Here is a 12,294-nt window from a genome sequence, read left to right as displayed (position 1 = left end):
TTTTGAGTAATTGCTATGCTTGATTTCGACAAGAGGGGAAGCATCACGTTTGATGTTTCCTTCTCAGAAATCTTCTACATCTGGATAAACAAAACCACCATCAATAAGCCCCTTGTAAATACTCATCAACTGTTAGCATTCACTTCCTATTTGTTTTACTAAATCCATTATGCTGACCTCCCAATCATAAAATATAATTATGTTCGTACTTTGCCTGATCGGTAATGGGACTATGTTATTGTCCATTTCGACAATCGATACAAGTTCGTGTCCCTCGACAAATGCAAAGAAGCTCGTCCTTATTGATGGACGAGCTTGTACTAGTCTATATAATCTTTATCGCACTTAGGATTTAACGGACCACGCTTCGAGTGACAGCCCCGGCTGTGCCTGCAAATCAAGGCCGGCCAGCTCGCCTCGCTGCCATTTCAGATGTGCTGCCGCGCCAATCATAGCTGCATTATCTGTGCAAAACTCCATCGGTGGGATCAGAAGATGAATGCCCTCCTTGGCACAACGCTCCTCCAGCGCCTTGCGCAGTCCACGGTTTGCCGCTACGCCTCCGCTTAATAGAAGCTGCTTCGATCCATAGGCACGCACGGCTCGAATGGCTTTTTCGACCAGCACCTCAACAACGGACTCCTGGAACCCCCGGGCCACCGCTGCCGGGTCAAGCGTTTCCTTCTTCATGGATGCTTGGTTCACCACATTGAGCACGGCAGATTTAAGTCCGCTGAAGCTGAAATCATAGGAATCAGCCTCCAGCCATACCCTGGGAAGGGTCACCGCGTGATCCGCCTCATGCGCCATGCGATCCACATGGGGACCTCCCGGGTAGGGACAACCCAGTGCACGAGCCACCTTGTCATAGGCTTCGCCCACCGCATCATCGCGCGTTCGGCCAATCACTTCGAATTTCCCTTCTGCTTCCATATGCACAAGCTCCGTATGTCCCCCGGATACGACGAGTGACATTGCCGGATACTCCAGCTCTTCAATTAAACGGTTCGCATAGATGTGCCCAGCAATATGATGAGTTGCAATGAGCGGCTTGCCAAGTGCCATCGCGAGTGTCTTCGCTGCAACAATCCCTACCAGCAGAGCCCCGACAAGGCCCGGCCCCTGGGTGACGGCAATAGCCGATAGATCCTGCGGTTTAATTCCCGAAGTGGTAATCGCCTCTTCGAGCATCAGGGTAATGACCTCTACGTGCTTGCGGGATGCGACCTCCGGAACAACGCCGCCAAATGCTTTGTGCGTCTCCACCTGGCTGGAGATGAGGTTCGCTAGTACCTCGTGTCCGTCCTTGACGACAGACACCGAGGTTTCATCACAGCTGGTTTCGACAGCAAGTATATAACTGGATTGTAATGTATCGGATGAGTGTGTCATGAATCCTTTAAACTTCCTTCCTCTTCACCATCAGAACCATGATCAATGCTGGCAGGCAGGTCAGCCCACATAATAAGCGCATCTTCATTATTATCCGAATAATACCCCTTACGGAGTCCTGAAGGCTTGAATCCTTTTTTCTTATACAGGTTCTGGGCTACGGTATTGGATAATCGTACTTCGAGTGTCATTCTCGACATCCCCAGGTAAGCTGCCGTCTTCATTATCTCATGGAGCAGCTTCTCGCCCAGCTTCCGTCCACGGTAGGCTTCTCTCACCGCAATATTCGTAATATGGGCTTCATCAACAATCGTCCACATTCCGGCATACCCGATAGCCTTACCGTCCAATTCCATGATCATATATTTCGCAAAATGATTCTGTGTCAGCTCATTCACGAACGCCGTTTCCGTCCACGGCAGGGTAAAACACTCTTGCTCTATGACGAGTACATCTGGAATATCCTCCAGCTTCATAAATCTAAATTCCAACCGTCCGGTTTGCTCCTTGCTCTCCATGCCCCAACGTACGACTCCCTTCATCCTTTGCGTAGAAGATTGGCTTCTGCTTCCGCAAGCTGTGTGTAATTCGGAATGAGCGTATGCACATCATCGTGTTGACCCGCCTTAAGCTTCATAGCACCCAGCTTGCCCACATATCTTCCTTCCATGTCATACGGCATAAGCACAAGCTCACAAGACAAACGGTCTCTCAGCTTCTCGATCGTCTCTGCGTGTTGCGACACTTCCCCTGCAAAAATAATGCCTGCAGGCCGGCTTGAAGCTTCTGCCTGCTCATACTGCTCAGCAAGCTTCTCCGTCCATGGCTCGACCAGCCGAATGCCGTCCTCTTCAAGCCGGTGCATTGGCTTCTCAGCATCGTATCCTTCAAACCATGCGGTGTAGGCTTGTCCTCTTCTCGCATCCATCAGGGGAACGACCCAGTATTGTACCTGCTCTGCCTTCACTCGATTTCCTGAATCCGTTGAAGCTGCTCCAATCTTCTTGTTGTCCTTGAGAGAACCAATTCCTCCCCAAGCCAGTGCTTCCAGGCTGGACACGGATGCAACAGGCACACCCCACGCCCAGGCAAGCGTCTTCGCAGCCGTTACCGCGATGCGGATACCGGTGTAGGAGCCGGGGCCAATTCCAACGGCAATACCGCCGATCTCCGTTCGTTCTATATGTTGTTCTTTCATAAGGTCCTCTAGCGCCTGAACCACATGCACGGCATGATTCCGCTCCGTACGTGAATTCGACTCAGAGAGCACCGTCTCGTTCTCCATCAATGCCGCAGCAAGTACCGCTGTTGACGTATCCAACGCCAAAAACCGCTCACGCGGCTTCCGTTCTTCGTTCATCCTCAATCGACTCCACTTCTCTTCAAATCTTCGCACCAGTCCGTGTAAGGCGAGCCGTAACCATTCAAACGAATGACACGTTCTCCCGTCTCCGTCACCGTCATCTGGATATGCAGATGAGCCTCCGGCAGCAGCTCAGAGATAATACTGGACCATTCGACCAGGCTTACACCATTGCCATAGAAATATTCATCCAGCCCGAGCCCCTCTGCTTCATCGAGCGTAATCCGGTAGACATCCATATGATACAGTGCAAGTCTGCCTTCATATTCCTTGATCAATGTAAAGGTTGGACTATTCACGACGCCCTCTACACCTAGGTACTGTGCAAAATATTTGGAAAATGCCGTCTTCCCTGCACCCAGATCACCATCAAGGGCGATAACCGAGCCAGGCACCGCGAGTCTGGCCAGATGGGCAGCAAGCCGCTCTGTATCCTGTACACTACTGGAGTGGTACTCCCACTCCTGATGCTCGTGATTCAATATGCTAACCTTCTTTCGGTCTATCATTCAAGCAATAACAATGCATTTCACTAGTTTCAGGTCAAATCCTTCATCTTATTATATAGTTCTCCATCTTCCCAAGCAAGGTAAGGAAGACACACAAAACCCGGGGTACTATGACCCCGGGTTCATATTCATTATCGTATGATTAGCTCTCGACCAGACGATCCACTCGGACCGTATGCGTCTCCAGCGGATTGTTACCGATCTGCACGGTTGCCATTTGGTTCTCTACGTCCACATGCTCAATCCATACGGGTTGTTCCCCGTCCAGCTTGACGGGGATATTTTCCTTCGCCTCATAAATTGCTTTTGCACGGTTTGCATTCATCATGTTATAGATCTCCTTCTTCCTTATTAATCTCCAGCTCATGCTCATCAAATAATGCATCTGAAGTGCTGTCTCCGATATATCCATTGTCGTAAGTGACCTGTCCACCGCCCAGGCCCTCGTTCACCATACGATCGACGTCGAACGCTGTTTCCTCCATCGTCTCTTCATCTCTTGCTTCTGGCGTTGTTACCTCATGCCAATCCACCATATCGACAGCAAGCATATCCGTCCCGCTGAGAGCATCCAAGAATTGATCAAATCCACCTGCATCTCCATTCTCCCTGTCTCTTCTCTCCGGCTCGTACATATCGCTTGTTCTGGACATGTCGTCTCCCCTTCACCATTTTTTAATCCGTAATATGTCCAGATGAAGCGATATTCATGCACGAAGTTCTTAAATTATGCCTCCTAAAGCTTCTTCAGCTTCCATTCAATAAGGTTATAACCGTCTCTTTTTGCCCATAATAGCAAGAAGGATAATACAACAAATTATATAAGGAGGGATGATCATGCATACCGTCTGGAAAGGCGCGATCAGCTTCGGACTGGTTCATGTCCCAGTCAAAATGTTCTCTGCTACCGAGGACAAGGATATTTCGATGCGATATATTCATACCGAATGCGGCAGTCCGCTCAGTTATATTCGCAAATGTCCATCCTGCGATGAAGAAGTGAAATGGGAGGAAATTACTAAGGGGTACGAATACGAGAAAGGAAAATTTGTGCTGTTTGAGAAGGATGAGCTGGATCAGCTGTCCGAGCAGGCCAATAAGAGCATTTCGATACTTGATTTCGTCAATTTAACGGATATTGATCCGATTTACTTTCAGAAGACCTATTATTTATCTCCTGATCAGTCTGGAGGCAATGCTTATCAGCTGCTGATGACTGCCATGCGGGAAACAGGCAAGATTGGAATTGCCAAAATCTCCATCCGTTCAAAGAGCAGCCTTGCGGCTATTCGAGTGCTGGAGGATTGTCTTGCGATTGAGACGATATTTTACCCTGATGAGATCCGTCCTGTGTCCCAGGTACCTAATCTTCCCGAGAATATTGCGGTCAACGACAAGGAGCTCACGATGGCCAAAATGCTGATCGATCAGCTCAGTACGCCATTCGACCCGGAGAAATATACTGACGATTATCGCGAAAAACTGCTTGAACTCATAAATCATAAAGTCGCAGGGGAAGAGTACAAGATTGCTCCAGCCAAGCCGGAAGCGAATGTCGTCGATCTTATGGCGGCGCTTCAAGCAAGTATTGAGGCCACTCAGCAGCAGCCACCGATTGTAACCGATCCAGGACCGGCCAAGCCTGCCAAGAAACGGACTACTCGTAAAAAGGATGCCTCCGCAGAAGACAACCGCGAAGAACCGGTCGTCAAGCCGAAGACGAAGCGCAAAACCGCCAAAAAGAAAGAGACAGGTGCTTAATCTTAGCTTGAGAAGCTTTACATTACAGCTTTGGCCTGATCGTCCGTCATTTGATTATTTGGTCATCTGGATTCTTGTTTACATGTATGTACGTTATCATTGACGCGTCCATAGAGACACTATATACTAACTTACATAAAGTAACTTAATGTAAGTTAGTAATTTTTTAGTTCATATGGACATGATCAAGGAGGCTATTAAACACATGACATACTCTATTCATCCCGCTACAACGCTGGGCGAAGTGAAGCTTCGCGTCAGCGAGCTTACACGCTCTATCGATTTTTATGAACGAGTCGTAGGACTCAAGGTGCTGTCTCAGCATGGAAAACAGGCCGTACTAACCAGTGACGGTGTCCGTTCACTTGTCGTATTGGAGGAGCTTACGGATCCCAAGCCGATCCGCTCAAGAAGCCATGCCGGGCTGTACCACTTTGCCATTCTTCTGCCAGACCGGGAATCCCTGGGTCTTGCACTTCGTCAACTGATTGACAGCGGTATTGAAATTGGTCAAGGCGATCACAGTGTCAGTGAAGCACTGTACATTAACGATCCGGATGGACACGGCATTGAGATTTATGCTGACCGGCCAAGAAGTGTATGGCGCCGCGATGAGAAGAATCATTATATTATGGGAAGTGATCCTGTCGATGTTCACGGACTGCTCGCGCTGGCGGGCGATAAGCCGTTTACCGGACTGCCTGCAGACACCGTCATCGGCCATGTGCATTTTCATATATCCAGCCTCCCAGCAGCCCGCGAATTCTACAACAAGCTGCTTGGATTTGATATTGTGCTGGATGATCCACGCTTTCAAGCGGTATTTGTGTCTGCTGGTGGATATCACCATCATATCGGGCTTAATATTTGGGCCGGTCAGAATGCGCCGGCCACCCCTCACGATGCGCTAGGAATTGATTACTTCACTATCATATTTGAGGGTAAAGAAGCGTTCGATGAAACGCTGCTGCGTCTTCAATCCGGCGGATATGCCGTAACAACTCAGGAGTCTGAAGCCTATGTTACAGATCCATTTGGTATTGGAATTCGCATGGTTTATAAGTAATTAATTATTGTATTAAAGGAGAAGCAGCTGATAATGGAACTTACGCCGGTCATTCCCTTTGAACCGATCCGAACGAATCTTTTTCCTGTCGGCCCTCCCTGGATTGCCCAGGTGAAATGGGACGGTGTCCGCATGCTAACGTATTACGACGGGCATGAAGTGAAGCTCATTAATCGCAAACGGAATGACCGGACCCTGCAGTACCCCGAATTTACACAAGCGGATGTCTATTCATCCGCTTCTTCTTTTATCCTTGACGGAGAGCTGATTGCATTCAGAGAGGGCAAGCCGTCTTTTCACGAGATCATGAGACGGGACAGCCTAAGGAGCGAACGCAGTATCGGGCAAGGCCTCAAGAGCGTTCCGGTTACCTACATGGTATTTGATATTTTGTACCTGAATGGTGTATGGGTTACGGACAGACCGCTGTCGGAGAGGCAGCAGCTGCTCGCTGAGATGATCAAGCCTCACCCGCAGGTACAACTGGTTCAGAATTTTCCGGATGGCAATGCCTTGTTTGAAGCGGTCAAAGCCCAGCAGCTTGAAGGTGTCGTGGTCAAAGACCTGAACAGCACCTACGCCATGGACGGCAAGGACAATCGGTGGCAGAAACGCAAGAAGAACGGGGATTTATATGCCGTTATCGGCGGGGTTACGTTCAGGGACAAGCTCGTCAACTCACTTCTGCTGGGTCTGTATAATGAACAGGGAGAGCTTGAATATATCGGGCATGCCGGAACTGGCAGATTTACCGTCCAGGACTGGCGGACACTAACGGAACAAGCGCTGAGCATGGGTGTGAAGCATATGCCTTTTGTCAATATACCCGGTAGGAATCAAGGCGCACTGTGGATACAGCCCGAGCTTGTCGTGCGTGTTACCTTTCTCGAATGGACACCCGGCGGAACGATGCGTCACCCTACGATAGAGAGCCTCGCCCCTCATATCCCTGCAGCAGAATGCCGAGTAGCACAGAAGGAGGAGAACTGACCTATGCCGCGTTCGATTAAGGGCACGATTCAAATTGAAGGACAGGATATTACAATTACGAATCCAGACAAGCCTCTCTGGCCCGAAGCCGGTGTCACGAAATCGATGTATTTGCAGAAGCTGGCAGAGCTCTCCCCTTATCTGCTGAAATACTGCAGGAACCGGCTGCTCACGACCATCCGGTATCCACATGGGATTCACGGCGAATTTTTTTATCAGAAAAATGCACCTGAGCCTCTCCCTCCTTATGCCAAGACGGCGGTTCATGAAGGGATCAACTACATTGTGATGGAGGACCTGCCTGTCCTTCTATGGCTTGGCAATCTGGCTGCACTTGAGTTTCACCCTTCTCTTCATTATGTTGGCAGTAAGCTGCCCTGTGAATGGATGATCGATCTGGACCCCAGCCTGCCGGAAGAGCCCCGAATTATGGAAGCCGCGCACCTCGTCGGGCAGACCCTAAGTTCACTTGGCATTCAATCCGTACCCAAGACATCAGGTGCCACAGGTGTGCAGATCATTGTGCCCATCCAGAGCGGGATTACGTTCGAGGAGCTCCGTACGCTCGGTCATTTTGTCGGTATGTATGTATGTCAGAAGCATCCAGACTTATTCACATTGGAACGGATGAAGAAGGACCGGGGCGACAAGATCTATTTTGATTATCTCCAGCATTATGGGGGTAAAACCTTGGCTGCCCCCTACACTCCGCGCGCCAGAGAACACGCCTCCGTCTCGACGCCTCTGTTATGGGATGAGGTGGCAGCAGACGTACGGCCGAAGGACTTCCATCTGCTAAATATTGGCGCACGTCTAGCAGAGAAGGGTGATCTTCTCGCTGCTCTGCCGCCGCAGCCACTGGAGAATATATTGAAGCACCTGAACAAGAAGTAGGTTATGACAGAACCGAAGCTGATATGATGTGTCATGAAGTGAGGCAGATCACATCCGCGCATAAAAAATACCCGGTACCCTAATGAATCTTAGGGATACCGGGTTCTCTATACATATACCAATAACAGAAGTCATCGCTAGTGAATGCCTTTTTTCTTGAAACGTCCGCCTTTTACATCATGAATATTACCAATCGCCACAAAGGCCTGTGGATCCCAGTCCTCTACGATGTTCTTCAGCTTGGCTTCCTCCAGACGCGTAATGACGACGAAGATCACCTTCTTCTCGTCCCCGCTGAATCCGCCTTCTCCATCCAGGTATGTAACCCCGCGGCCTAGACGATCTGCAAGAGCTTCTCCGATATCACGGTACTTCTCACTAATGATCCATACCGACTTGGATTGATCCAATCCTTCAATTGTGACGTCGATCATCTTCATCGCAATATAATACGCAATCATGGAATACATCGCGTTCGGCCATCCAAACACGAAGCCTGCCATAACGAAGATGAACACATTAATGACCAGAACGACCTGTCCGACGGAAAATGGAGACCTTCCACTCACCAGAATTGCGACAATCTCTGTTCCATCAAGAGAACCTCCCGAGCGGATAACGAGTCCTACTCCCACTCCGAGGATAACACCGCCAAAGACAGCGCCAAGCAGCGGCTCATTCGGCGTTAATGCCTGAACATGATGCAATAGGTGTGTACCGATCGACATAATGATAATACCGAACAGTGTAGATACCGCAAAGGTCTTGCCAATCTGCTTATACCCAATCAGAAGAAACGGCAGATTGAACAGTGTCAGCAATACACCAAGCGGCAGACCGAAGAGCTGAGACACCATAATCGATATCCCTGTAATACCACCGTCAATAACGCCATTGGGAATTAGAAAAATCTCAAGAGCTACAGCCATGAGCGATGCGCCGACGACGATCATAATCGCACGCTGCAGCAGCCGCAGACTAATTGGAGAACTGTTTGCCTTCGTCTGTTTGCCCGGACTTGGCATCATTTCCTTCGTTGTCATATTTGACATAGAATCCCCCTATTCTTTTAACCTTTCTATGTCCGAAAGACATGACCTGATACACTATTATACCATACTCCACATCCAGAAATCACGAAAAGAGTCAGCAACGACGAGATAATGGAATAGAAAGCTGGTTTTTCCCACAGAAATCACCCAAAATCCTTAGAGCAGAGGAGATAATAACCTACACAGGATTTCAGTGGATTTGCCTAATTTCGAACGCTTAATAAACGTGCTTAATTCGAGCTTCATGCTATGGCTTAGATCCCCTTCAAAATCAGTCACCAGTCTCTTGATCGCACTCTCTGAATACATGACCGAGGTCAATTCAAAATTGCTGTAGAAGCTGCGCATATCCAGGTTAGCCGAGCCGACAGACGCCAGCAAATCATCAACAATGATGACCTTGGAATGAATGAAGCCTTTCTTATAACGATAGAACTGAACTCCCGCCGTCAGCAGCTCTTCCACATAAGACAGCGTTGCCTGAAGCACGACCGCATAGTCTGCCTCATACGGAATGAGAATTCGCACATCCACTCCTGCATAGACAGCCGTCTTCAGTGCAGTCATGAGCGCATCGTCCGGTATAAAATACGGCGTTGTAATGTAGATCCGCTTGCTCGCTTGTGTAATGGCACTGAAGCAAACTTCCTGAATCAAATGCCGCGTCTCATCCGGTCCGCTCTCCACAATCTGAACCTGCTCATCAACCTGGCAGTCATGTGGTGGGAATAAGGAAGGAATGCGATCCTCTTCTACGGTCTGCCCGGATACCATCTCCCAGTCCTTGAGAAAGGTCGTCTGCAGGAAATATACAGCGTCGCCGCTGATCCGCATATGCGTATCACGCCAGAAGCCCATTTTCTGCGATTGCCCCCGGTACTCATCCCCGATATTCATTCCTCCGGTATACCCGATGGTACCGTCGATAACGACTATCTTGCGATGGTTACGGTAGTTCAGCTTACGCAGCTTCATCGCAAGGCCCGGGGGCAGGAAGAAGTGAATCTCGATCCCCGCCTTCTTCATTCTCTGAATGAAGGGCTTCGGAAGGGCTTTGCTGCCGACCCCGTCGCAGATGATGCTGACTTTTACGCCCTGCTCAGCTTTTTCAATAAGGAGATCCTGAAACATGGTGCCGATAATATCATCGCGAAAAATATAAAACTGGATGTGAATATGATGCTGTGCCAGTTCTATATCATGGAGCAGGGAAGCAAACAACGGCTCACCTTCCGTAAAATACTTCGTCTCGTTGCACCCCGTAATTGCACTATTCGGCATGTGGGACATCAAGTTAAACAGCCGGTTGTGAGCTGTAAATGTTGCGCTGTGCATGTCTTCTACAGTCGTTATCACTTTGGTCTGCGAAGAGAGATGCTGATGAATGTGCTCCCACACCTCACTCTTCACATGCTTCCTCATCCGATGATAGGGCCGGCCGGCCAGGAAATAGAGAATGATTCCAATAACAGGCAGGCAGATGGATAGAAGAATCCATACTCCCGCCTTGACCGGTCTCTCATACTCCAGTACAAATAAGAGGACCGTTTGCAGGAAATAAAATAAGATCAGTATAACGATGACCAGCCAAATCATGAGCCAGCCCCCTTCTTATGTATAGATTCGGAGTCATCTATACAGTGTGACAAATTTTTGCAAGAAACATGCATGTCCGAGCTAAAAAATATGGGATATGGACTCAAGATACAGTGATGTAATCAAATCGCTTGACATTCGCTGTGCATTAGGGCGTATTTTCAGACGGCCTGAATTGAGCTATAATATTCGTTAAACTGAATCAAATTCATAAATTATTCATCAAATGAATTTGATTCGACTTTATAGTTTAAATTCATGAAGAGGAAGAGATGTGAAATGGAAGAAGGTAGTAGGTACGCGTTAAACCTGGCCTTCGTGGCCGTATTGATTGGTTTTTCGGCATTTTTTGTCGCAGTGGAGTTTGCGATTGTACGTGTAAGGACGAGTCGATTGGATCAACTGATCGCAGAAGGGAACAAGCGAGCCGCCGCAGTTAGGCAAGTGGTTGCTAATCTGGACGGCTATCTATCCGCCTGTCAGCTGGGGATCACGATTACCTCGCTGGGACTCGGATGGCTGGGAGAGCCAACCGTAGAGAAGATACTGCACCCTCTTTTTGAAAGAATGCATGTACCGGAGGCCGTAGGATCCTTCTTATCCTTCTTTATCGCCTTTATGGCGATTACTTACTTACATGTCGTAGTCGGCGAGCTGGCACCTAAGACGGTTGCGATTCGAAAGGCAGAAACGGTCGCCATGTTAACGGCCAAACCGATCATTTGGTTTAACAAATTAATGTACCCATTTATTTTCGTCTTGAACGGCTCTGCTAACGGTCTTGTTAAGCTGTTTGGCGTTAAACCTGCTTCTGGGCACGAAGAGGCTCACTCTGAGGAAGAGCTGCAGATTATTATTAATGAGAGCTTCGAGAGCGGCAAGATTAATCAGAGCGAATTTGGATATGTAAGCCGGATCTTCGCTTTTGATGAAATGCTCGCCAAGGAAATCATGGTTCCGAGAACCGATATGGTATGCTTGTACGTCAACAAATCTGTTGAAGAGAATCTCGCCATCATTCGTGAAGAGCAGTACACCCGGTTCCCGGTCGTGAATGAGAATAAGGACGATATTATCGGCATCATTAATACGAAGCAATTTTTCCTGGAATATTACGGAGACAACTCCTCCGATATTGACATTACCGGTCTTATTCAACCGATTCCCGCAGTTCACGAAACAACACCGGTTAAAGAACTGCTTCACAAGATGCAGCAGGAAGGCAATCATATTGCCATCCTCGTTGATGAATATGGCGGAACCTCGGGTATCGTCACGATTGAAGACGTGCTGGAGCAGATCGTCGGAGAGATTCGGGATGAATTCGACGCAGATGAAGAAGAAGAAATCCAGATTATGGATAATAACTACATTATATTTAATGGGAAGGTATCTCTGTCCAAGGTAAATGATCTACTCCTCGCCACACTTGACACTAACGAGTGGGATACCATTGGAGGATGGCTGTACAGCCATCAGCCCGAGATGAATGAACAAGAAGAATACGAATTCGAAGGACTCACCTTCATTCTGCTGGAGAAGGAGAAGAACCGCTTCCTGAAGGTGGCTGTTATTCCGAGAGAACCTCTGCCTGCCGCGAGCGGCGAAGAGGAATCCGCACTTGCAGAGTAATTCGTTACTATATAAATTGATAAGGCCCGCATGTCTGTT

The 12,294-nt window shown here is 48.6% G+C and carries 13 protein-coding genes; 5 read left to right on the top strand and 8 right to left on the bottom strand.

The features are described 5' to 3' along the window. Nucleotides 1-345: 345 nt before the first annotated feature. From tsaD to BM415_RS01310, 6 genes are all read right to left on the bottom strand, one after another. Nucleotides 346-1,392 (bottom strand): tRNA (adenosine(37)-N6)-threonylcarbamoyltransferase complex transferase subunit TsaD, encoded by a 1,047-nt coding sequence (tsaD, locus tag BM415_RS01335; RefSeq protein ID WP_091153785.1) that lies wholly within the window; start codon nt 1,390-1,392, stop codon nt 346-348. Further along, nucleotides 1,389-1,910 (bottom strand): ribosomal protein S18-alanine N-acetyltransferase, encoded by a 522-nt coding sequence (rimI, locus tag BM415_RS01330; protein WP_091153783.1) that lies wholly within the window; start codon nt 1,908-1,910, stop codon nt 1,389-1,391. Before rimI ends, tsaD begins: the two co-directional genes overlap by 4 nt. Before the next feature lie 20 nt (nt 1,911-1,930). After that, nucleotides 1,931-2,752 carry a tRNA (adenosine(37)-N6)-threonylcarbamoyltransferase complex dimerization subunit type 1 TsaB gene (gene tsaB, locus BM415_RS01325; protein ID WP_091153781.1) on the bottom strand — a complete coding sequence of 274 codons (822 nt, stop codon included), beginning with the start codon at nt 2,750-2,752 and terminating at the stop codon, nt 1,931-1,933. A gap of 2 nt (nt 2,753-2,754) precedes the next feature. Beyond that, a complete protein-coding gene (gene tsaE, locus BM415_RS01320; RefSeq protein WP_091153778.1) occupies nt 2,755-3,264 on the bottom strand; it encodes a tRNA (adenosine(37)-N6)-threonylcarbamoyltransferase complex ATPase subunit type 1 TsaE in 510 nt (169 codons plus the stop codon). A 142-nt stretch (nt 3,265-3,406) separates the two neighbouring features. Next, nucleotides 3,407-3,589: an H-type small acid-soluble spore protein gene (locus BM415_RS01315; protein ID WP_091158971.1), complete on the bottom strand. Its 183-nt coding sequence runs from the start codon at nt 3,587-3,589 to the stop codon at nt 3,407-3,409. A 4-nt stretch (nt 3,590-3,593) separates the two neighbouring features. After that, complete coding sequence (locus BM415_RS01310) at nt 3,594-3,917, bottom strand: hypothetical protein (protein ID WP_091153775.1); 324 nt, start codon at nt 3,915-3,917, stop codon at nt 3,594-3,596. Between the two features lie 184 nt (nt 3,918-4,101). Between BM415_RS01310 and BM415_RS01305 the strand changes: the two genes are divergently transcribed. The 4 genes from BM415_RS01305 to ligD all read left to right on the top strand — a co-directional run bounded on the left by BM415_RS01305 (nt 4,102) and on the right by ligD (nt 7,975). Beyond that, nucleotides 4,102-5,025 carry a non-homologous end joining protein Ku gene (locus tag BM415_RS01305; RefSeq protein ID WP_091153773.1) on the top strand — a complete coding sequence of 308 codons (924 nt, stop codon included), beginning with the start codon at nt 4,102-4,104 and terminating at the stop codon, nt 5,023-5,025. 205 nt (nt 5,026-5,230) lie between these two features. After that, a complete protein-coding gene (locus tag BM415_RS01300; protein WP_091153769.1) occupies nt 5,231-6,091 on the top strand; it encodes a VOC family protein in 861 nt (286 codons plus the stop codon). A 33-nt stretch (nt 6,092-6,124) separates the two neighbouring features. Next, nucleotides 6,125-7,081, top strand: a complete 957-nt coding sequence (locus BM415_RS01295) for an ATP-dependent DNA ligase (protein ID WP_091153767.1) — start codon at nt 6,125-6,127, stop codon at nt 7,079-7,081. 3 nt (nt 7,082-7,084) lie between these two features. Then, nucleotides 7,085-7,975 (top strand): non-homologous end-joining DNA ligase, encoded by an 891-nt coding sequence (gene ligD / locus BM415_RS01290; RefSeq protein ID WP_091153764.1) that lies wholly within the window; start codon nt 7,085-7,087, stop codon nt 7,973-7,975. A gap of 137 nt (nt 7,976-8,112) precedes the next feature. Here ligD and BM415_RS01285 read toward each other — a convergent pair whose 3' ends face one another. After that, nucleotides 8,113-9,000 (bottom strand): YitT family protein, encoded by an 888-nt coding sequence (locus BM415_RS01285; protein ID WP_091158969.1) that lies wholly within the window; start codon nt 8,998-9,000, stop codon nt 8,113-8,115. Between the two features lie 183 nt (nt 9,001-9,183). Further along, entirely contained in the window at nt 9,184-10,623 is a 1,440-nt protein-coding gene (gene cls / locus BM415_RS01280) for a cardiolipin synthase (protein WP_091153761.1), read from the bottom strand. Nucleotides 10,624-10,902: 279 nt separating this feature from the next. Between cls and BM415_RS01275 the strand changes: the two genes are divergently transcribed. Further along, nucleotides 10,903-12,255, top strand: a complete 1,353-nt coding sequence (locus BM415_RS01275) for a hemolysin family protein (protein WP_091153758.1) — start codon at nt 10,903-10,905, stop codon at nt 12,253-12,255. The last annotated feature ends 39 nt before the right edge of the window (nt 12,256-12,294 follow it).

It is taken from the genome of Paenibacillus sp. 453mf, from assembly GCF_900116105.1.
GTDB classification, from domain to species: domain Bacteria; phylum Bacillota; class Bacilli; order Paenibacillales; family Paenibacillaceae; genus Paenibacillus; species Paenibacillus provencensis.
This window is presented reverse-complemented; position numbering and strand designations above follow the sequence as displayed.

Excerpts from the sequence above, each read along its gene's own strand:
- cls (WP_091153761.1), bottom strand. The coding sequence starts at position 10,623 with ATGATTTGGCTGGTCATCGTTATACTGATCTTATTTTATTTCCTGCAA.
- tsaD (WP_091153785.1), bottom strand. The coding sequence starts at position 1,392 with ATGACACACTCATCCGATACATTACAATCCAGTTATATACTTGCTGTC.
- BM415_RS01310 (WP_091153775.1), bottom strand. The coding sequence starts at position 3,917 with ATGTCCAGAACAAGCGATATGTACGAGCCGGAGAGAAGAGACAGGGAG.
- rimI (WP_091153783.1), bottom strand. The coding sequence starts at position 1,910 with ATGGAGAGCAAGGAGCAAACCGGACGGTTGGAATTTAGATTTATGAAG.
- BM415_RS01285 (WP_091158969.1), bottom strand. The coding sequence starts at position 9,000 with ATGCCAAGTCCGGGCAAACAGACGAAGGCAAACAGTTCTCCAATTAGT.
- BM415_RS01300 (WP_091153769.1), top strand. The coding sequence starts at position 5,231 with ATGACATACTCTATTCATCCCGCTACAACGCTGGGCGAAGTGAAGCTT.
- tsaB (WP_091153781.1), bottom strand. The coding sequence starts at position 2,752 with ATGAACGAAGAACGGAAGCCGCGTGAGCGGTTTTTGGCGTTGGATACG.
- BM415_RS01305 (WP_091153773.1), top strand. The coding sequence starts at position 4,102 with ATGCATACCGTCTGGAAAGGCGCGATCAGCTTCGGACTGGTTCATGTC.
- BM415_RS01315 (WP_091158971.1), bottom strand. The coding sequence starts at position 3,589 with ATGAATGCAAACCGTGCAAAAGCAATTTATGAGGCGAAGGAAAATATC.
- BM415_RS01275 (WP_091153758.1), top strand. The coding sequence starts at position 10,903 with ATGGAAGAAGGTAGTAGGTACGCGTTAAACCTGGCCTTCGTGGCCGTA.
- tsaE (WP_091153778.1), bottom strand. The coding sequence starts at position 3,264 with ATGATAGACCGAAAGAAGGTTAGCATATTGAATCACGAGCATCAGGAG.
- BM415_RS01295 (WP_091153767.1), top strand. The coding sequence starts at position 6,125 with ATGGAACTTACGCCGGTCATTCCCTTTGAACCGATCCGAACGAATCTT.
- ligD (WP_091153764.1), top strand. The coding sequence starts at position 7,085 with ATGCCGCGTTCGATTAAGGGCACGATTCAAATTGAAGGACAGGATATT.